This is a genomic window from Stenotrophomonas sp. STEN018 (assembly GCF_056760235.1).
Genome location: NZ_JBRREK010000022.1, coordinates 51,084 through 73,117 on the forward strand (window position 1 = coordinate 51,084; position 22,034 = coordinate 73,117).

Consider the following 22,034-nt stretch of genomic DNA (forward strand, 5'->3'; position numbering starts at 1 on the left):
CTTACGCCGCTCCTACAAAACGATGCATTGCTGCCGAGCATGGCTCGGCACTACATGTGTGACGCCTCATCCGACTTATCATGACCGCATGAAGACTTATCTCGTCGGCGGCGCTGTCCGCGATTCCCTGCTCGGCCTGCAGGCCGGTGACCGTGACTGGGTGGTGGTCGGCGCCACTCAAGCGCAGATGGAGGCGGACGGTTTCAAGGCCGTGGGCAAGGACTTCCCTGTATTCCTGCATCCGCTTACTGGTGAGGAACATGCGCTGGCACGCACCGAACGCAAATCCGGCCGCGGCTACCGCGGCTTCGTGGTCGATGCCGATCCTTCGGTGTCGCTGGAAGAGGATCTGCAGCGTCGCGACTTCACCATCAATGCCATTGCCCGTGACGAAGAAACCGGCGAGCTGGTTGACCCCTGGGGCGGTGTGCGCGATATCGAGCAAAGGGTGCTGCGCCATGTCGGCCCGGCCTTCGTCGAGGATCCGCTGCGGGTGCTGCGTGCGGCGCGCTTCATGGCCCGCTTCGCGCCCTTGGGTTTCACTTTGGCCCCAGAAACCGCGGCGTTGATGCGCGAGATGGCCGCCAGCGGCGAACTCGATGCCTTGGTGCCGGAGCGTATCTGGCAGGAACTGCGGCGCAGCCTCACCATGAAACAACCTTCCTCCTTCCTCCGTTGCCTGCACGATACCGGCGCACTGGCGGTGATCTTGCCGGAAGTAGACGCGCTGTACGGCGTACCGCAACGTGCCGAATTCCATCCAGAAGTGGATACCGGCGTGCACCAGGAGATGGTCAGCGACATGGCCGCACAGCTGGCGCCGGGCGATGACCTGATCGGTTTCGCCGCGCTCACCCATGATCTGGGCAAGGCCTTGACCCCGGCCGACGAACTGCCGCGCCACATCATGCATGAGCAGCGCGGCCTGAAGCCGCTGGCCCAACTCTGCGAGCGCCTGAAGATTCCGCTCGATCATCGCCAGCTGGCCGAAGCGGTCTGCCGCGAGCACCTCAACGTGCACCGCATCGACGAACTGCGCGATGCCACCGTGCTGGAGCTGATCCAACGCTGCGACGGCTTCCGTCGCCCCGAGCGTATCGCGCAGATGGCACTGGTCTGCGAATGCGACAAACGTGGCCGGCTCGGTTTCGAAGACAGCGAATACCCGCAACGGGCAACCCTGCAGCGTATGCACGCGGCCGCGCTGGCGATCAATGCGCGTGATATCGCCACTGAAGGCCTGCAAGGTCCAGCTATCGGTGAAGCCTTGAAGAAGGCACGCATCAAGGCGATCGGCGCAGCGCGCTGAACGTCGGCCACTGTTCGGCCGAAGGATCTTGTGGGAGCGGCGTAAGCCGCGAAGCTGACAATCCAACAGCAGCTTCGCAGCATGCAATTGCACGATCTGCCGCGCGCTTTCGGATTTCCAGCTTCGCGGCTTACGCCGCTCCCACAAACCCACAAACCCACAAACGGCAACCTCAGATCTTCAGGTAGATCCTGCGTCGGTCCATCCACGCCATCGGCAACCACCAGATCGCCACGAAACTCAACGCCATCGCCAGCGAGGCAAACTGTGCGCCGCCCATTGGGGTCAGCCAGCGATTGAACAGGTGTTCCCACAGCCAGTTCCAGCTGCCGGTGGCCATCATCGCCAACACCATCGCCGAAGAACCGGCATAGGCAGTGATCGCGTTGACGCCGAAGCGGCGGCCCAGTGGCGGCCATTGTCGGCAATCAATCAGGATGTGCGCCAGCCACAGGCCTGCGAACGCCCAGCCACCGGTCCACAACACGTACGACGAGGTCCACAGGTTCTTGTTCAAGGGCAGCCACTGCGCCCACAGGCCACCGGCAACCAACAGCAACACGGCAGCAGGCAGCAGTCGCCACGGGCGTTGTCGCAGCAACGCACCGGCACGCAGACCCAGCAAGGTCGAAGCCAGTGCACCCAAGGTGGACACCATGCCCTCTGGATCGTGACCATGCGCCGTGACCGGATCGTATTGATACAGCAGCGTTCCGAACAATGCCGTATCCACGCGACTGCTGAGATTGAGCCACGGCTCCAACGAGCCACCTGCCACCAATAGCGCAGCGTAGCCAGACAACAACACGCCGATGCACAGCCACTGCAGCCGCGGTTTCAACCAGATAGCCGCCATGCCCGCAAGCGCGAAGCACAGGCCAATGCGTTGCAGCACGCCCCACGGCCGGTAGTGCGGCAGATCCAGCCACCACCAGGCAAGAAAGTGCAGCACCAGGCCCAAACCCAGAATGCGTGCAGCACGGATCAGCACCGTCTTCGTCAACGCACCGCGATCAGCACCCTGCTCCACCCGCGGCACCACGCCCAGCGCGATGGACACGCCGACGATCACCAGAAAGAACGGAAACACCAGATCGGTCGGTGTGCAGCCGTTCCATTCCGAATGCCGCAATGGCGCGTAGACATAGCTCCAGCTGCCGGGGTTGTTGACCAGCAGCATGGCCGCCACGGTGATGCCACGCAGGGCATCTACCGAGGCATAACGGATGGCTTTGTTCATGGTCTGAAACTCAGTCGCGCTGACCAGCAATCCAGGTGGCCTGCACCTGCAGGTCGGCATCCAGCAATACGAAATCAGCCTGGTAGCCGACCGCGATCTGCCCGTAGTGATCATCCAGGCCCAGGAACTGTGCCGGATACGTCGATGCCATGCGCGCAGCTTCGGCCAGCGACAAACCCAGCAGTCCAACCGTATTGCGCACGGCAGTGATCATGTCCAGGGCCGAACCAGCCAAGGCACCAGCGGCATTGCGGACCACGCCATCAACGGCGGTGATGGTTTCGCCATACAGCTCGAACGCCGGGTTGTCCGAGCCCACCATCGGCATCGCATCGGTGACCAGGAACACCTTGCCACGCGGCTTGGCCGCCAGCGCCACGCGCAGGCTGGCCGGGTGCACGTGCACGCCATCAACGATCACGCCGCACCAGCTGTCAGCATCTTCCAACGCCGCGCCGACCGCGCCGGGATCGCGCCCCTGCAGCGGTGACATCGCGTTGTACAGATGGGTGAAACCGGTGATGCCAGCGTCCAGACCGGCGCGGATCTCGTCATAGCTACCGGCGGTGTGACCTGCAGCAACGATGGCACCATTGGCAACCATCTGCTGGATCGTCGCCAGCGGCACGCGCTCGGGTGCCAGCGTAATCAGGGTGACGCCGTTATCCAGCGCCGTCGCCATGCGTACTTCATCGGCATCCGGCACGCGGAACTTGCCTGCATCGTGCGTGCCCTTGCGTGCCGGTGCGATATACGGGCCTTCCAGATGGATGCCGAGCACACCCGGCACCTTGCTGGCGATTGCCTCGCGGGTCGCCTGCACTGCACGCGCCATCACCTCGGCGTCGTCACTGATCAGGGTCGGCAGCATGCCGGTGGTGCCGTAGCGGCGATGCCCAGCCACCATCGTGCGCAGTGCATCGACGTCGGTCTGGTTGTTGAACAATGCACCGCCGCCGCCATTGACCTGGGCGTCGATGAAGCCGGGCAGCAGCCAGCCGCCGCCCAGGTCCACCTGCGCATCGGCCGCGGCAACCGCCGGGTCATCGCTGGCGACAACCGCAGTGATGCGGCCGTCTTCGATCAATACCGCGACATCGTCACGGAAGTTCTCACCGGCAAGTACCCGGCCATTGCGCAGCGCGGTTTTCATCAGACGGTTTCCGTCACCTTGTTGAGGTGCGGCGGCAGGTCCGGGTTGTTGCCACGGCGCAGCGCCAGCGCGTTGATCGCGCGGTAGAAGCTCTGGATGGTCAGCAGCGGTGCGCACAGCGGGTGCGGCGCGCTGGCGGTCGGCAGATTGCCGCCCTCGCCGGTCAGCCATACCTGCGCGCCGCGTGCGGCGAACTCTTCGGCCACGGCACGGGTGCCGGCACCGGTTTCGTCGGGCTGGGCAAAGGCAAGCACCGGGAAGTCGCTACCCACCAGCGCCATCGGGCCATGCTTCACTTCGGCCGAGCTATAGCCTTCTGCGTGCAGGCCGCAGGTTTCCTTGAATTTCAATGCGGCTTCCTGTGCGGCAGCCAGGCCGGGGCCACGGCCGAGCACGAACAGGTTGTGCGCATCGACCAGACCGTCGGTCACCGCCGTCCAATCGCAAGCCCAAGCCTCGGACATCGCGGCCGGCAATGCGTCCAGTGCGGCGATCAGCGCCGGATCGTTCTTCCAGTACGCACCCAGCTGCAGGATCGCCGCCAGCGAGGCGAGATAGCTCTTGGTCGCGGCAACACTACGCTCGACGCCAGCGCCGAGCGGAATGACGGTTTCGGCCAGCAGTGCCAGTGGTGAATCCTCGACATTGACCAGCGCCACCACGCGCGCGCCGGCGGCCTTGGCGGCCTCGGCATTGCGCAGCAGATCGGGGCTCTTGCCCGACTGCGAGATCACGATGTACAGCGCGCCACGCAGCTGCAGCGGCGCTTCATACACCGAACCCACCGACGGCGACGCCGAGGCGGTGACCAGGCCAAGCTGGGTCTCGAACAGATACTTGGCATAGGTTGCCGCGTGATCGGAACTGCCACGGGCACAGGTGACAACGAACGGTGGCGGGTTCTGGCGCAGGTCGGCGGCCAGGGCCTGCACCACGTCGCGGTTACGTGCGAACTGGGCGGCGATGACAGAGGCGCTTTCCGCAGCCTCGTTGAACATCAGGGTTTCGGTTTCACTCGGCAGTGCCATGGATCGTTACTCGGATAGGTCGGGGGGAGATGAAGGAGGTCGCGACGGCTGCTGGCGCAGCGGTGCGGTGGAACCACGTACCACCAGCTGCGGTACGAAGCCCTGGTTCTGCAGCTGTGCCGGGCTGTCTTCGTAGGCATCGGTGCGCAGCTGGCTGATCAACAAACGCGCGGCATGGCGAGCGATGTCGCCGGTGGCCTGCTTGGCGGTGGTCAGTGCCGGCCACGACTGCCGCGAGAACGGGCTGTCCTCGAAACCAGCGATGGACAGGTCATAAGGCACGTTCAAGCCGGCCGAATTGGCCGCAGCCAATACGCCGGCAGCGATTTCGTCGTTGGAGCCGAAGATGGCGGTAGGCGGTTCACGCAGCGCCAGCAGGCGGCGCGCACCACGGAAGCCATCATCAAAGGTGTAATCGCCGGGAATCACCAGGTGCTTGTCCAGCGGAATGCCGTAGTCCTTCAGCGCCGCTTCGTAGCCGGCATAACGCTCGCCACTGCTACGGTGCGAGGTGCCGCCCCACAGGAAGCCGATGCGCTGATGGCCAAGCTGGATCAGGTGCTCGGTGATTTCGTAGGCAGCATCGCGGTCGTCAACGAACACGCAGGGGCCATCGCCCGGGTCTTCGGTGGCAGCGATGATGCGCACGGTCTTGATGCCGCGCGCATTGAGCGCGGATACCAGTTCCGGCCGCTCGGACATCGGCGCGGTCAACACCAGTCCAGCCAGGCGCGAACGCTGCACCCAGTCGGCAAGCTCCTCGGCCAGCATCGGCGAGGTTGAATCGCAGGGATGGATCTGCAGGCCAAAGCCGGTCTCGCGGCAGGCCGACAACACGCCATTCTGTACCCCGATGATGTGGTACGGATTAGGGTTGTCGTACACCAGCCCGATCACGAAGGTGGTGTTGCTGCGCAGGTTGCGCGCGGATGGATCGGGCTCATAGTCCAGCTCGGCGACCGCGCGCAATACGCGCGCGCGGGTGGCCTGCATCACCGAAGGCTCGTTGTTGATCACCCGCGAGACGGTCTTCAATGAGACCTTGGCGCGCTCGGCGACATCCTTGATGGTGGGTCTACGCATTACCGGTTCCCGCGTTGGCTCGATTGCCGCCATGATGCTTGATTCAGGCGCCACGTGCCTTGCCCGCGTTGTGACCTACGGTGCCGAAGTACAGGATGTACAGGTAGCAGGGGATCATCAGTGCGGCGAACACCAGCTGGAAGTGCTCCGGGTACGCATGCTTGAGCAGGGCGAAGGCCTGCGGGATGATCGCGCCGCCGGCAATACCCATCACCAGCAGCGCGGAGCCGATCTGGGTAAAGCGACCCAGGCCGCGGATCGCCAGCGGGAAGATCGCCGGCCACATCATGGCGTTGGCAAAGCCCAGCGCGGCAACGAAGCCGACCGACACATAGCCGTGGGTGAAGTACGCGCCCAGGGTGAACACCACGCCCAGCACCGCTGACACCGCCAGGTATTTTTCCTGCGAGATGAAGCGCGGGATCACCAACAGGCCGATCACATAGCCCACCAGCATCGCGAACAGGGTGTAGGAGGTGAACAGCTTGGTCTGGTCCAGCGGCAGGCCGAAGGCATTGCCGTAGGTACCGATGGCGTCGCCGGCCATCACTTCCACGCCGACGTAGACGAACAGACACATCACGCCCAGCCACAGGTGCGGGAACTGGAAGATGCTGCGCTTGGCGGCCTTGCCGTCGTTGGCCACGGCATTGGCCTGGTCCGGCTGCACTTCCGGCAGCGGCGAGAACAGCACGCCGACTGCAACCAGCAGCAGCACACCGGCAATCACCATGTAGGGAGTGTGGATTTTTGCGGCGAAGGCATTGAGCAGGTCAGCCTTGGTGGCGGCGTCGGCCGCCTGCACCTGGCTTTCCAGGTCGCCGATGCCATGCAGCACGAAAGTGCCGATCACGACCGGCGCAAGGATGCCGGCAATCTTGTTGCAGATACCCATCAGCGCGATGCGCTGCGCGGCGCCTTCGATCGGGCCGAGGATGCTGATGTACGGATTGACCGCCGTCTGCAGCAGGGCCATGCCGCCACCGATCACGAACAGGCCGGCGAGCGCACCGCCAAACCAGCGCTGCGTGGCGAACTCGCCGAACGCCATCGCGCCAACCGCCATCACCGCCAGGCTAAGCGCCAGGCCTTTCTTCATGCCGGTGCGGCCGAGGATCCACGAGGCCGGCAGGGCCAGGAAGAAGTACGACAGGTAGAACACCATCAGTACCAGGAACGCTGACACCTCGTTTACGTCGAAGGCCAAGCGGACAAAGGTGATCAACGGGCCGTTGATCCAGGTACAGAAGCCGATGATGAAGAACAACACGCCGACGATGGCAATGGACGACGCCATGCTGGTACGCGGCGTCGAGACGGGAACAGCAGACATGGGCAAAGCTCCTGCGGATGCGGGAGACGGATCGAGGCCGTCCGGCGATTACGTGGGAACAACGTTGTCACATTTATGGTTTGCTGCGGACAAGTTTGTCAACAACGCGACAACGCAGGGCTATTCCGATGAATCATCAGGAATGCCCTACAAGCCCGGAAGGATCAGGCTTTCGGCGTAAAACCCTGCAAGTTCAGCCACTACACGCTATCGGATGCAACAAATGCAGGCGCCGTAAGGTTTGCGCAGACGCGCTGCGGCGCAACATCGAAAGTTTCAATTATTCGTTGACATCGTTGTCAGAACGATTACAGACTCGCCCCCCAATGGTGCCCTTCCGGGCGCTCCGCCTCGCCATAGGGAAACCGAGTGACAGCTGTCGTCCCCCCACTGCAGACCACCCGCCTTGACCCCGCCAGCCGGCCCTTCTTCGCCGCCGACGTGGGTGGCACGCACGTTCGCGTCGGCCTGATCCGGGCGGCGGCCGCAAACGACCCCGCAATTGACGTGCTGTCCTACCGCAAGTATCGGTGCGCGGACTACCCCAGCCTCAGCGCGATCCTGTCCGACTTCGCCAGCCACAACCCGCCGGTCGAGCATTGCGTGATCGCTACCGCAGGCTACGCATTGCCGGATGGCACGGTGATCTCGGCCAACCTGCCGTGGCCGCTGTCGTCCAATCGCATCCGCGACGACCTTGGTTTTGCCGGCGTGCACCTGGTCAACGATTTCGAAGCAGTCGCGCACGCCGCCGGCCACATCAGCGCCAGCCAGGTGCTGCAGCTGACCGGCCCGACCGAAGCCGAACGTGGACCGACCCTGGTGATCGGCCCCGGCACCGGTCTGGGTGCGGCGGTATGGATTCCGGTCGGCAACCGCTCGGTGGTCCTGGCCACCGAAGCCGGCCAGGCCTCGCTGGCCGCCACCACCGAACTGGAAATGGCCGTGCTGCAGCAGATGTTGCAGGACCGTCCGCATGTTTCCATCGAACAGGCGCTGTCCGGCCCCGGCCTGCTCAATCTGTACAACGCACTGTGCGCGGTGCGCGCCGTTGCGCCGGTACACACCACCCCCGATGCAGTGAGCGCCGCCGCCTGCGATGGCAGCGACCCGCTGGCCGTGGAGACCCTGCAGCTGTTCTGCGGAATCCTAGGCTCGACCATCGGCGACATGGCCCTGCTCTACGGCGTGCAGGGCGGCATTTATCTGGCCGGCGGCATCCTGCCGAAGATCAGCCAATTTCTTTTGAACAGCACCTTCGTCGAACGCTTCCTCAACAAGGGGCCGATGCGCAAGGCGCTGCAAAGCATTCCCGTGAAGCTGGTAGAGCACGGGCAACTGGGCGTCATCGGCGCCGCCAGTTGGTATCTGGAAAAGTCGGCCACGTAGCCGTCAGCAGCATAAGCAACAGATCCACCAGCAGGACCCGTAGTAACGCGGCACGCAGTGCCAATCAATCTTGATGTTGAGGAGAGACAACATGCATCGCAAGACAATGCTTTCGGCAGCCATCGTCAGCTGCCTCGCCTTCAGCGCACACGCGCAGGAAGCCGCAAAAACCGCCACCGACCTGGACACCGTGACCGTCACCGGTATCCGTGGCTCGATGGAAAAGTCGCTGGACACCAAGCGCGAAGCCAACTCCCGCGTTGAAGTGGTCACCGCGGAAGACGTCGGCAAGCTGCCCGCGCATAACGTCGCCGACACCCTGCAGCGTCTGCCGGGCGTCAACATCAGCTCGTCCTCGGCCGACGAAGGCGGCTTCGACGAAGCCGACCGCGTCAGCCTGCGCGGCACCAGCCCGAGCCTGACCCAGACCCTGATCAACGGCCACACTGTCGGCTCGGCTGACTGGTTCGTGCTGAGCCAGGGCAGCAACGTCGGCCGCAGCGTGAGCTACACCCTGCTGCCGTCCGAGCTGGTCCGCTCGGTGGAAGTAAACAAGTCCTCGCAGGCCAAGCTGCAGGACGGCGGCACCACCGGTACCGTCAACATCATCACCCGCAAGCCGCTGGAATTCTCCAAGCAGATCACCGCCGAAGCCTCGATCGGCGCAGTGCGCTCGGATTCGGCCAAGTCCAATGATCCGCAGCTGTCGGGCCTGTTCAACTACAAGAACGAGGACAACACCTTCGGCGTGATGGTGCAGGCTTTCAGCCAGAAGCGTGAGCTGCGCCGTGAAGCGCAGGAAATCCCGTCGGGCTTCTTCCAGATCGACCCGACGAGCACTGTTGCCCAGAGCAATCCGGATCTGGCCGGCGTCTATGCCCCCAGCCTGCTGGGCTCGACCCTGTTCGAACAGACCCGTGAGCGCAAGGGCGGCCTGGTCGCGCTGCAATTCAAGCCGATGGACAACCTGACGCTGGGCCTGGAAGGCTTCAGCTCGAAGATGGATGCGAACAACTACAACCGCAACTTCATGTTGTGGGGCTCGTCCATCATGAACGACGTCAAAGACAAGAACGGTGTTGTCACCCGTCCTGGTCAGGCACCGAATCCCGGCTACGTGATCAAGGATGGCGTACTGACCAACGCCAACTTCGCAGGTCAGGCCGGCCGTGATTACGCGGTGTACGACATGATCTACCGCGAAGCCACCGCCAAGAGCAGCTACATCACTGCCGACGCGGACTGGCAGATCAACGACAAGCTCAACGCCAAGTTCCAGGCCGGCAGCACCAAGGGCACCGGCTCGACCCCGCGTCAGTTCATCGCTGAAGTGACCGCAGCCAACGGCGGCGGCGCCAGCTGGAGCACCCACGGCAACAGCGCACCGATCGACTGGAACGTCGGCGGCGACATCAGCCCGGCCGGTGTCACCAGCTTCGGCACCTGGGGCAACCAGGAAGTCACCGCCGAAGACAAGGAGAAGTGGTTCACCGCCGACTTCAGCCAGTACTTCGACGTTGGCACGCTGAGCTCGGTGGACTTCGGTGTGCGCTATGCCGACCACAAGCGCGAAGCCCAGTCGCCGGAAGGCGCAAGCCCGGGCGACATCTGGTCCTCGTTGAAGAACGGCGCCACCGCCAACTTCCCGGGTGGCTTTGCCGGCGGCATCGGTGGCACCTTCCCGCGCAATCTTTGGTACTTCACCCCGGCCGCATTGAAGGACGCAATCCTCAAGAACTCTGATTGGCTGGCCAACAACGACGGTCCGTCCGGTCGCCACAACTACGGCGCCGAATGGAAGGTTGCCGAGAAGAACTTCGCTGGCTATGTGCAGGCCAACTTCGTTGGCGACCGCTGGAGCGGCAACGTGGGCCTGCGCTACGTCAACATCGACCAGGACATCAACACCTACCAGGCCGTCAGCGATGCCGCCAATGCCGATGTCCGCAGCCTGTTCGGCATGTGGAAGGCATTGTCGTTCAACAACAAGCACGACCGCATCCTGCCCAGCGCCAACCTGAAGTTCGACATGAGCGATGACCTCGTGTTCCGCTTCGCCGCTTCGCAGACTCAGACCCTGCCGGACTTCTCGGCACTGGGCGCGTCCTCGTGGGGTTCGGACCTGAGCCGCGTTGGCGGCGGCGGCAATCCGAAGCTGAACCCGGTGCTGTCGACCAACTTCGATGCCAACCTGGAGTGGTACTTCATGCCGCGCGGCATGCTGTCGGTGGGTGCGTACTCGATGAACCTGAAGGACTATGTGGCCTTCGGCACCGAGACGCAGATGCTTTACAGCGAGCTGACCAACCAGCTGGAGGCCTACCAGGTCGCCGTGCCGGTCAACTCCAACGGCAAGGTCACTGGCGTTGAAGTTGCCTATGAGCAGCCGATCGGTGACAACTTCGGCGTCAATGCCAACTACACCTACGCCGATGGCAGCACCTCGCACACCTGGGCGGACGGCAGCAACAACCTGCTGGGCACCTCGAAGAACACCTACAACGTGGGCGGTTACTTCGAGAACGACACCTTCGGCGCACGTGTCAGCTACACCTACCGTTCGGCGTTCCTGATTGGCCTGAAGGGGCCGAGCCCGTACTACCAGGATGACTTCGGCACCTTGTCGCTGTCGCTGAGCTACAAGGCAACGGATTGGATGAGCATCAGCTTCGACGCGCTGAACCTCAACAACCCGACCTTGAAGTACTACCAGAGCACGAGCATCCCGAGCGCGTTCTACGAGAACGGTCGTCAGTACTACCTGAACTTCCGCTTCAAGTACTGATCCATCCCGGCACGCAACATCGCCGGTTAGCGTGACCCGCCGGGCCTGGATCATTCCGGGCCCGGTTTTTTTTGCTTCTTGTAGTGCCGAGCCATGCTCGGCATTGGTTTCGCTTCAGCTCTTCTTGTAGTGCCGAGCCATGCTCGGCAGGGGCTCTACCGGTAACGCCTCTGCCGAGCATGGCTCGGCACTACATGTAGCAGGGGCATTGCCGAGCATGGCTCGGCACTACAGAAAGCCACAGCGTTGCCGAACATGGCTCGGCACTACAGAACAACACCTTGCCGAGCTTGGCTCGGCACTACACAAGATCGATGCGGCACTACACACTGCCGCCCAAGCACAGACAGGAGCTCCGCCCATGACGAAGTCCTTCCACAAGCGCAGCCGCGCGCCGTGGCTCAGCAGCTGCGTATTGCTGGGCATGTCCGCCCTGCAGGTGCAGGCCGCTGACACCACCTCCGCCCCTTCGCTTGTCCCCCTGCCCGCCAGCTACCAGGCTGACGGCGGCAAGGACTTCGTGTTGAAGAGTTCCGCCCGCGTCGGTGGCAACGACGAGGCAGCACGCCGCGCCGCCGCACAGTTCGTGACCCTGCTCAGGCAGAACGGCGGTCCGACCCTGGCCGTCGCCGACAACGCCAGCAAGGCGCAGATCCGTTTCCGCCTCGATCCTTCGGCGCTCAACACCGCCGAAGGCTATGCACTGAAGGTATCGAACACCGGCATCGATATCAGCGCCGGCGATGACGTCGGCCTGTTCTACGGTGCTGTCACCGCCGCCCAACTGCTGACCGATAACACCCCGGGCCACGTTGCTGCGGCCACCATCGCCGATACCCCGCGCTTTCCGTGGCGTGGCTTCATGCTGGACTCGGCACGCCACTTCCAGAGCATGGACGAGATCAAGAAGCTGCTCGATGCGATGGCGCAGCACAAGCTCAACACCTTCCACTGGCACCTGACCGACGACCAGGGCTGGCGCATGGAGATCAAGCGCTACCCGAAGTTGACCGAAGTCGGCAGCTGCCGCGTGGCGCTGGGTGATGCCGGCCGCAACGCCGCCACCGGGCAGCCGCGCCAGTACTGCGGTTACTACACGCAGGAACAGATCCGCGAAATCATCGCCTATGCGGGCGAGCGCCACATCCAGGTAATCCCGGAAATCGACGTTCCCGGCCATGCCACCGCCGCCATCGTTGCCTACCCGGAACTTGGCACCACCGATCAGAAGCTGGTTATCGACAACCAGTGGGGCGTTTTCCAGAATCTGTTCAACACCGAGGAAAGCACTTTCCAGTTCCTGGAGAACGTGCTGGAAGAAGTGATTGAAATGTTCCCGTCCAAGTACGTGCATGTCGGCGGCGATGAAGCGGTCAAGGACCAGTGGATCGCCTCCAAGCGCGTGCAGGAGCGCATGCGCGAGCTGGGCGCGAAAGATGAAATGGAAATGCAGAGCCATATCATCAAGCGTCTGGAGAAATTCCTCGAGCAACACGACCGCCGCCTGATCGGCTGGGATGAAATCCTCGAAGGCGGCCTGCCGCCGGAAGCGACGGTGATGTCCTGGCGCGGCACCGAAGGCGGGCTCAAGGCCGCCAGCGAGGGCCACGATGTGGTGATGTCGCCTGTCACCCACATGTACATGGACTACCTGCAGACCGATTCGCCGAACGAACCGCCGGGTCGCCCAACCACCATCACCCTGCAGAAAGCCTACGAGTTTGAACCGGTGCCGGCGGCGCTTGCTGCCGACAAGCGTTCGCACATCCTTGGCCTGCAGGCCAACATGTTCAACGAGCACACCCGCAACGACCAGAACCTGGAGCACAACCTGTTCCCACGCCTGGCCGCGGTCGCCGAAACCGGTTGGAGCCCGCAGGACAAGCGCAACTTCGGCAACTTCCTGCAGCGCCTGCCGCAGCAACTGCAGCGCTATCAGGCGATGAACATCGCCTATGCGAAGACGCCGTTCCAGGTCGATATGCTGGACAAGGGCGAACACCGCACTGGCGCGGTACAGGTCAGCTTGAACAATCCACTGGGCTACCCGGTGCATTACACGCTGGATGGCAGCGCAGTCACCGCCAGCTCACCGCTGTACGCACAACCGCTGCAGCTGAAGGTGCCGGTGCAGGTACAGACGGCTGCGTTCTTCGACGGCAAGCCGCTGGCTGCGGCCAAGACCTTCAAGCTCGATGCCGCCTCACTGCTGACCCGCGAGGACACCCAGCTCGGCCTGTGCCCGAATGGCGGCAAGCTGCTGCTGCGGTTGGAAGACGACGGCCCGGCCGAAGGCGAGCGCGAAGTGTTCAACGTCAACATCTTCAACCCGTGCTGGTTGTGGAGCGATGTTGACCTGTCGGACGTCACCGGCATCAAGGTGCGCGCCGGTCGTATTCCGTACAACTTCCAGCTGGCCCATGACGAACCTTCGCGCAAGTTCGCCCCGGCGCGTACCGCCCACGGTGAAATGGAGATCCTGGCCAACTGCGAAGGCAAGCCGCTGGCCTCGGTACCGCTGCCGGCCGAACCGGATGCCGATGGCTTCCTGGAACTGGACGCCGCAATCAGCGCACCGGCAAGCCGCGGCGACCTGTGCGTGCGCTTCACTGGCGACACCCGCCCCACCATGTGGACGCTGGACTGGATCAAGCTCGAGCCAGTCAAGTAATCCACACAGCGGTTTGATGTAACCCGGAAGGCCACCGCATGCGGTGGCCTTCTGCTATTTGCCGCCTGAGTCGGTAGAAATTCTGGAAGTTGCAGGAGCGGCGTCAGCCGCGAAGCCACTGATGTAACGGCCTGCAAAAGCGCCGCTCACCGGCTTACCCATCTCCCCTGCCTGAGAGAGATGAAAACTCTGATTTCATTATTATCAGCTTCGCGGCCGGCGCCGCTCCTGCAAAGGGCACTCGCCTGCACTGGTGGGTTGGGGGTGCGGCATCAGCCGCGAAGCCACTGATCCAACAGCCGGCAGAAGCCCTGTTCGCCGGCTCACCAGTGCCCGCTGCCTACCGGGGGTACATGAAAGTCCGCCATTTCATGGCCGCTGGCTTCGCGGCTGACGCCGCTCCCACAGACTCCCTAGCGTGCCAAAAAATTTCACGGGACTTCTGCAGCCCCGGTAAATTCAATGCCGAAGTCCCCATGGATTTCATTTGAAACAAAAATAACCACTGAAATCATTGATATATAAGCACCATCGAGAGGCGGTAAAGAGTGAAAATTTTTTGCAGTGCGCCTTGACATCGTTGTCACGAAGCCATGACACTCCGCATGCCGCAACGCCACCACAGGTGTCGCGCCAACTTCCAGGGGACGTGCGTGGTTGCCAGCCGGAATCCAACAGCCAAGCTGACCACTCCCGCATCTGCCGCGCCGCTGCTGGCCGCTGATGTGGGTGGTACTCACGTCCGCGTGGGTCTGGTGCAGCCCGGCACCCACCCTGCCGCACCGCTGCAGTTGCTGGCCTATCGGCAGTACCGCTGCGCCGACTACCCGGACCTGAGCACGATCCTTGCCCAGTTCCCCGTCGACCGCAGCGAAGTGCGCGAATGCGCCATTGCCAGCGCCGGCTACGCGTTGCCCGACGGCACCGTTATTTCCGCCAACCTGCCATGGCCACTGTCCTGCAATCGCATCCGCGATGACCTCGGCTTTGAGGCCGTGCACCTGGTCAATGATTTCGAGGCCGTGGCACATGCCGCCGCACACATCGATGCCAGCCAGTCGCTGCACCTGAGCGGTCCTGCCGAGGCCACGGAAGGTCCGGCACTGATCGTCGGCCCCGGCACCGGCCTGGGCGCTGCACTGTGGATCCCCAACGGCTCGCGCTCGATGGTGCTGGCCACCGAAGCCGGACAGGCCTCGCTCAGCGCCAGCACCCCACTGGAAATGGCCGTGCTGCAGCAGATGCTGCAGGGGCGCAGCCATGTCGCCATTGAACATGCACTGTCGGGCCCCGGCCTGCTCAATCTTTACAACGCCCTGTGCGTGGTCCGCGACCGCGCCGCGGTGCACCGCTCACCCGACGCGATCAGCGCCGCCGCCTGCAATGGCAGCGACCCGCTGGCAGTGGAAACGCTGCAGCTTTTCTGCGCGATCCTCGGCTCCACCATCGGTGACATGGCACTGCTGTACGGCGCACAGGGCGGCATCTACCTGGCTGGCGGCATCCTGCCGAAAATCAGCCAATTCGTTTTGAACAGCAGCTTCGCCGAGCGCTTCCTCAACAAGGGGCCAATGCGCGAGGCGCTGCAGCGCATTCCCGTGAAGCTGGTAGAGCACGGGCAACTGGGCGTCATCGGCGCCGCCAGTTGGTATCTGGGACGCAGGGAAATTGAACCCGTCGCGTCGAATTCGGCAGTACCGCAGGTGCATGGGGCTGTCAGCTCGTGCACGGGTTCCCACTGAAGAAAAACCGGCCAATCCGCCGGCATCCATCAATGATGAGGAGAGACATCATGAGGTACCGCAAGTCCGTATTATCCGCCGCCATCGTCACCTGCCTGAGCTTCTCGGCGCATGCGCAGGAGGCTGGCAAGCAGGCCACCGACCTGGACACCGTGGTTGTCACCGGCATCCGCGCCAGCCTGAAGCAGGCGCTGGATTCCAAGCGTGATTCGGACGCCATCGTCGACGTGGTCACCGCCGAAGACGTGGGCAAGTTCCCGGCCACCAACGTTGCCGAAGCGATCACCATCATTCCCGGCGTGACCATCGACAAGGCCTTCGGCCAGGGCGAGAAGGTCTCGATCCTGGGCACCGACCCGGCCTTGAACCGCACCCTGCTCAATGGCCAGACCATTGCCTCGGCCGACTGGTTCATCTCGGACCAGCCGGGCCGCACCTTCAACTACTCGCTGCTGGCACCGCAGCTGGTGAGCAAGGTCGAAGTCTACAAATCGCCGGAAGCATGGCTCGAGGAAGGCTCCATCGGCGGCACCGTCAACGTCTCCACGCGCAAGCCACTGGACCTGAGCGGCACCACCATTTCCGGCGCGGTTGGCTACCTGTACAACGACCGCGTTGAAGCCGGCGATCCGTCGGTATCGGCCATGTTCGGCTGGAAGAACCAGGCCGACAACTTCGGCGTGATCGTCTCGGCGCAGCGCTCGATCGAGAACATCCGTCGCGACGGCATCGAGTCCTACGGCACGGTCAGCGGCAAGGACTACATCAACGGCAAGGGCGGTTCGCCGAACTCGATCACCACCACCACCACCGACTGGTCGACCGATCCAGCTACCGTCATGCCGCCGAGCTGCGTGGGCAGCTGCGCGCAGACCCTGCTGGCGAACCCGAACGCGGTGGCGCCGAACGCGATCAGCGCGCACTACTTCGAACAGGAGCGCAAGCGCGACACCCTGTCCGTGGCCCTGCAGTTCAAGCCTACCGACGAGCTGGACATCGAGTTCAACGCGCTCAACGTCAAGGCCAAGTACGACAACATGACCCACTCCATGTTTGCCTTCAACGGCAATCCGTGGAATTCGCTGGGCAGCCTCACCGACGTCACCGTCGATGGCGGCGTGATGACCAAGGCTTCGTTCCGCAATGCACTGACCGTGTATGACCTGCTCAACCGCCAGGCCACGGTGGATACCGACTCCTACGACCTGAAGCTCACCTGGAAGGATGAGCGTTGGTTTGCCTCGGCCCACGCCGGCATCTCCAAGGCCAGCGGCGGCACTGGCAAGCAGGTGTTTGGCGAGTTCCTCAACAAGGCCAACTACAGCTACGACATCAGCGGCAAGACCCCGAGCCTGAACTTCCACGGCTACCAGACCGACCCGATTTCCGACGTTGCCAACCACATGAAGCCGGGCCATGCCGGCAGCCCGTTCACCGATCCGTCCGCCTATCGCTTTGATGGCGGCGGCCCGGCCGGCGGCTGGCACACCAACCCGCCCAACGCCACCAACTGGGGCGCTGGCTGGGGCGGCAACATCGTCACCAAGCCGACCGAAGACAAGGAAAAGTACATCCAGGCCGATGGTGGCATCACCCTGGACTCGCCGATCTACCAGGTCCGTTTCGGCCTCAAGCGTCGCGAACATGAGACCTCGCAGTCGATGGCCGGCGTGTCGCTGGCATCGATCAAGGGCTATGGCGACCTGACCGCCGACCAGTTCAGCCCCAAGGATGTGCCGGACAGCTACCTGAGCGGCTTTGGCAACGTAGGTGATCTGGGCAACCGCTTCATGATCGACGGCTGGGCACTGGCCGACTACATCAACAGCGGCAAGTGGCTGGCACCGTGGCAGACCATGCCGACGCCGAGCACCTTCAGCGATCCGTCCTACGCTGCCAACACCTGGACGGTGAAGGAAAACATCAACGCCGCTTACATCCAGGCTGATTTCAGCTATGACCGCCTGCGCGGCAACTTCGGCGTGCGCCTGGTGCAGACCGAGTCGGAGAGCACCGGCTATGCCTGTTCCTCGCTCAAGAGCCCGTGCCCGGCTGACGGCTATGTGCTCAACACCATCAAGAAGAAGTACAACAACGTCCTGCCCAACATCAACGTTGCCTATGACCTGAACGACAGCGTCGTACTGCGCGGTTCGGCGGCGAAGGTGATCTCGCGCCCGAACTACGGCGACATGTCCAGCTACCTGTGGATCGGCGACCAGACCCTGACCGGCGGCGGCGGCAACCCCAACCTCAACCCGTACGAATCCACCAACCTGGACTTCTCGGCTGAGTGGTACTTCGCCGAGAACGCCATCCTGGCCGGTACCGCCTTCTACAAGAAGGTCGACAACTACGTGCTGGTCACCACCCAGAAGGAAACCCACTACAACCAGTCGCAGCAAACCGACACGGTGTACGACATCTCGCGTCCGAACAACGCTGGTGGGGCAAAGATCCAGGGCTTCTCGACTGCATTCCAGACCAGTCTCGACAACGGCCTGGGCCTGCTTGCCAACTACACCTACGCTGATGCCAAGGCCGACGCCGGCAACCGCCTGCCGTTCAACTCCAAGAACCAGGTCAACTTCAGCCCGTTCTACGAGAGCGAGCGCTGGAGCGCCCGCGTGACCTACTCATGGCGTTCGAAGTACTACACCCAGGCTGACCGCGGCAACTTCCTGGTCACCGATGACTACGCCTCGCTGGATGCCAACATCAACCTCAAGCTGACCGACAACCTGACCCTGGGCCTGGACGGCATGAACCTGCTCGACAGCGAGTACCGCTCCTACGCCGAAGTCCCGGGCGTGGCCAACACCGAGAAGGTCATCCGTGGCCTGTATCGCACCGGCCGCCGCTACATGGCCACGCTGCGCTTTGCCTTCTAAGGCGTAGCCAAACGTTTTAATTGTTCTGCGGTCTTTTTCTCCAGCGGGCTTGGGTATTCCAGGCCCGCTTTTTTTTGCCCGTCATGGCCCGCGCAGAGGCACTGCAGGAGCCGCACTGCAACCAACCCATGCGCAACGGGAGCAACGCACATCCACAACGGCAAAGCGGAATGTGGATTACCAATGAATTGAAGATAAACATAATTTTCAAAACAACATGAAATATTTAAAAACAAGTTTCAGAAGGAATGAATGGATATTTTTTTTCACGCACTTTATCCTTTTAAAACAGCGACTATTGCATGAAACAAAGATTTCAAAGCGCCTGTTTTTCGTGAAAATTATTTTTGCAAATTAAAAACAAATACACGCAAACTTCACCCCGAGCTGAACGACGGTAGTCACCCGCCCCAACCACCCATCGAGGCATGACGTGGACAAGCAAGGCCGGCAGTACATCCGATCCACTCCCCATCGCACCCATTGCGGAGCGCTCTGGACCCTTGCTGCAACCGGCCTGTTTTGACCTGACACCGCGTTCGACGCGGCCGGCCAATACGGCGCCCGCGATGTTTCTCCGCACACCCGAAGGGATGCGGGATTCACTGGCCAGCAGCATTTGCCGGCCATCCATCAGCAAAGGGAGAGAGACCTTTGAAATACCGCAAGTCACCGTTAACCGCTGCCATCATCAGCTGTCTGGCAGTCAGCTTCTCCACCGCCGCCCAGGAAGCACAGAAAGACGCAACCGAGCTTGATCGCGTCGTCGTCACCGGCATCCGCGCCAGCCTGCAGCAGTCGCTGGAAACCAAGCGCAATGCCGATGCCATTGTCGATGTCATCACCGCCGAGGACGTGGGCAAGTTCCCGGCGACCAACGTCGCCGAAGCGATGACCATCATCCCCGGTGTCACCATCGATCGTGCCTATGGCCAGGGCGAGCGCGTCAGCATCCTTGGCGTCGACCCGGCCTTGAACCGCACCCTGCTCAACGGCCAGTCCATCGCTTCTGGCGACTGGAACATGTCCGATTTCCCCTCCCGCACTTTCAACTACTCGTTGTTGGCACCGGAGCTGGTAGGCAAGGTGGAAGTATTCAAGTCGCCAGAAGCGCGCATGGACGAAGGCTCCATCGGCGGCACAGTCAACATCTCCACGCGCAAGCCACTGGATATGCCCGAGCAGATCAGCATCACCGGTCGCGTCAGCTATGCGCGCAATGATCGCGTAGAAAAGACCGACCCCAGCGCCTCGGCTGCCTTTGGTTGGAAGAACGCTGCAGATAATTTCGGCTTCATCCTCTCCGCCCAGTCGAGCAACGAGAGCATCCGCCGCGATGGCATCGAGTCCTATGGCACCGTCCTGGCCAAGCACTACCGCGACGGTCTGGACGGCGCTGCAGGCTCCATCGCCACTGGCAACTGCAAGGGCGCATGCGCCGATGCGTTGAATGCCAATCCCAACGCGGTGGGTCCAAGCTCGATGAGCGCGCACTTCTTCGAGCAGAAGCGCAAGCGCAATACGTATTCCGCATCTCTGCAGTTCAAGCCGATGGAACAACTCAACATCGAGGCCACTGCACTGAAGATCGATGCCAACTTCGATCATATGGCGCAGTCGATGTTTGCCTGGCAAGGCAATACCTATGGCAGCCTGGGCTCACTGACCGACATCACCATCAAGGACGGCCTGATCACCGGTGCTACCCACAAAGGCGGCCGCATGGTGTTCGACCTGCAGAACCGACGCGCCAAGGTCGAATCGGAGACCTACGATATCAAGGTGGATTGGACCGACGAGCGTTGGTTCGCCTCTGGCCAGCTCGGCCACACCAAGGCGCAGGGCGGGCCTAAGCAGGTCTATGGCAGCTTCCTTGCACCCGCCGACTACAGCTGGTCGATCGCCAACGGCCCCGGCACGCCGGGCACGTTGAACATCAGTGGACGCAACCCGTTCACCGATCCGGAACTGTTCCGGATGGATGGCGGCTACGGCGCGAACCCGAACAGCCAGGCTACCTGGAACACCGGCTGGGGCGGCAATCTGGTCGACAAGCCAACCTTGGACAAGGAAACCTACGGCCAGGTGGACTTCGGCCTGAAGCTCGATTCCCCGGTTTACCAGCTACGCTTCGGCTACAAGCAGCGCGCGCATGAAACCGGGCAGATCCAACGTGGCGTTGTGCTCGCCTCCGTACAGGGCTGGGGCGATGCCACCACCGACATGTTCAAACCGAGCAACCTGCCCAGCAATTACCTGGACGGTTTCAGCGGCTTTGGCGATCTGGGCAATCGCTTCACAATCGATGGTTGGGCGCTTGCCGACTATATCGCCAGCAACGACTGGCTGGCTCCCTGGCAGAACCCACCAGTACCCACCACACAAGGCAACTCCGAATTCGTCCGCAATACCTGGACCATCGAGGAAGACATCAAGGCCGCATACCTGCAGGCGGATTTCAGCTTCGAGCGCCTGCGTGGCAACATCGGCCTGCGCTACGTTCGCACCGACGTTGACTCAAGCGCCTACGCTTGCAACACCGGACGCCCCAGCTGTACCACGGCGACAATGACCCAGGCTCAGGCCGAGGCCTCGTATGACTATGTCACCCGCAGCAGCAAATACAGCAATGTCCTGCCAAACCTGAATCTGGTCTATGACGCCAGCGATGACCTGGTGCTGCGCTTCTCTGCAGCCAAGACCATGGCGCGTCCAAACTATGCGGACGTTTCCAGCTATCTGTTCCTCTCCGACCAGGCACTGACCGGTGGCGGCGGCAACCCGAACCTGAAGCCATACCGCTCCACCAACATCGACTTTTCCGCCGAGTGGTATTTTTCGCCCGATGCAATCCTGGCCGCCTCCGTTTTCTACCGCGACGTGAGTGACTATGTGTTGCGTATCGCCAAGGAAGAAACCCACTACAACATCAACCAGCTGCGCGATGCGCAGTTCCTGGTCGATCGTCCGCAGAATGCCGGTGATGCAAAGATCAAAGGCTACTCGCTTGCCTGGCAGCAGAACCTCGGCGCTGGTTTTGGCATCATCGCCAACTACACCTACTCCGACGGTGAGGCCACCAACGGCCGGCCACTGCCGTTCAACTCGAAGAGCCAGTACAACCTGAGCCCCTTCTTCGAGAACGACACGTGGAACGCTCGCATCACCTACAACTGGCGCGACAAGTACTTCACCCGCGTCAGCGGCGGCCGTGATGTGTGGACGATGGAGTACCGCTCGCTGGATGCATCCGTCGCCTACAAGGTCACCGACAACCTGAGCATCGGCCTGGAGGGCATGAACCTTCTGGACGAGAAGTACCACAGCTACTTCGGTACCGAGCAGTTGCTCAACGGTGCCTACAAGAGCGGCCGTCGTTACATGGCGTCGCTGCGCTTCGCCTTCTAAGC

Annotated in this window: 13 protein-coding genes; 7 read left to right on the plus strand and 6 right to left on the minus strand. The window is 62.4% G+C overall.

Annotated elements, in window-relative coordinates; all coding sequences use genetic code 11:
* Positions 1-88 precede the first annotated feature (88 nt).
* Positions 89-1,309, plus strand: a complete 1,221-nt coding sequence (locus tag ACVOMB_RS10375; protein ID WP_481531093.1) for a multifunctional CCA addition/repair protein — start codon at positions 89-91, stop codon at positions 1,307-1,309.
* Positions 1,310-1,481: 172 nt separating this feature from the next.
* Here the strand turns inward: ACVOMB_RS10375 and ACVOMB_RS10380 are convergent, their stop codons facing one another.
* From ACVOMB_RS10380 to ACVOMB_RS10400, 5 genes are read right to left on the minus strand one after another with little or no spacing between them, the layout of a single operon-like run.
* The gene (locus ACVOMB_RS10380; RefSeq protein WP_481531094.1) at positions 1,482-2,549 is read right to left on the minus strand and encodes an acyltransferase family protein; all 1,068 of its coding nucleotides are present in this window, start codon (positions 2,547-2,549) and stop codon (positions 1,482-1,484) included.
* 10 nt (positions 2,550-2,559) lie between these two features.
* Positions 2,560-3,702, minus strand: a complete 1,143-nt coding sequence (gene nagA / locus ACVOMB_RS10385) for an N-acetylglucosamine-6-phosphate deacetylase (RefSeq protein ID WP_481531095.1) — start codon at positions 3,700-3,702, stop codon at positions 2,560-2,562.
* Positions 3,702-4,730, minus strand: coding sequence for an SIS domain-containing protein (locus ACVOMB_RS10390; protein ID WP_481531096.1), 1,029 nt, complete (start codon positions 4,728-4,730; stop codon positions 3,702-3,704). Before ACVOMB_RS10390 ends, nagA begins: the two co-directional genes overlap by 1 nt.
* Before the next feature lie 6 nt (positions 4,731-4,736).
* Entirely contained in the window at positions 4,737-5,813 is a 1,077-nt protein-coding gene (locus tag ACVOMB_RS10395; RefSeq protein ID WP_481514481.1) for a LacI family DNA-binding transcriptional regulator, read from the minus strand.
* Between the two features lie 43 nt (positions 5,814-5,856).
* A complete protein-coding gene (locus tag ACVOMB_RS10400) occupies positions 5,857-7,146 on the minus strand; it encodes a sugar MFS transporter (protein ID WP_481531097.1) in 1,290 nt (429 codons plus the stop codon).
* A gap of 369 nt (positions 7,147-7,515) precedes the next feature.
* On the opposite strand from ACVOMB_RS10400, the gene ACVOMB_RS10405 reads away from it, so the two are divergent.
* The 5 genes from ACVOMB_RS10405 (at position 7,516) to ACVOMB_RS10425 (ending at position 18,624) form a co-directional block, all read left to right on the plus strand.
* A complete protein-coding gene (locus ACVOMB_RS10405) occupies positions 7,516-8,535 on the plus strand; it encodes a glucokinase family protein (protein ID WP_481531098.1) in 1,020 nt (339 codons plus the stop codon).
* A 91-nt stretch (positions 8,536-8,626) separates the two neighbouring features.
* Entirely contained in the window at positions 8,627-11,320 is a 2,694-nt protein-coding gene (locus tag ACVOMB_RS10410; RefSeq protein ID WP_481531099.1) for a TonB-dependent receptor, read from the plus strand.
* 361 nt (positions 11,321-11,681) lie between these two features.
* Positions 11,682-13,991 carry a beta-N-acetylhexosaminidase gene (locus ACVOMB_RS10415; protein ID WP_481531100.1) on the plus strand — a complete coding sequence of 770 codons (2,310 nt, stop codon included), beginning with the start codon at positions 11,682-11,684 and terminating at the stop codon, positions 13,989-13,991.
* A gap of 653 nt (positions 13,992-14,644) precedes the next feature.
* Positions 14,645-15,733 carry a glucokinase family protein gene (locus ACVOMB_RS10420; protein ID WP_481531101.1) on the plus strand — a complete coding sequence of 363 codons (1,089 nt, stop codon included), beginning with the start codon at positions 14,645-14,647 and terminating at the stop codon, positions 15,731-15,733.
* Positions 15,734-15,783: 50 nt separating this feature from the next.
* A complete protein-coding gene (locus ACVOMB_RS10425; RefSeq protein ID WP_481531102.1) occupies positions 15,784-18,624 on the plus strand; it encodes a TonB-dependent receptor in 2,841 nt (946 codons plus the stop codon).
* A gap of 316 nt (positions 18,625-18,940) precedes the next feature.
* Here the strand turns inward: ACVOMB_RS10425 and ACVOMB_RS10430 are convergent, their stop codons facing one another.
* A complete protein-coding gene (locus ACVOMB_RS10430) occupies positions 18,941-19,243 on the minus strand; it encodes a hypothetical protein (RefSeq protein ID WP_481531103.1) in 303 nt (100 codons plus the stop codon).
* Between the two features lie 35 nt (positions 19,244-19,278).
* Between ACVOMB_RS10430 and ACVOMB_RS10435 the strand changes: the two genes are divergently transcribed.
* Positions 19,279-22,032, plus strand: coding sequence for a TonB-dependent receptor (locus ACVOMB_RS10435; RefSeq protein ID WP_481531104.1), 2,754 nt, complete (start codon positions 19,279-19,281; stop codon positions 22,030-22,032).
* Positions 22,033-22,034 lie beyond the last annotated feature (2 nt).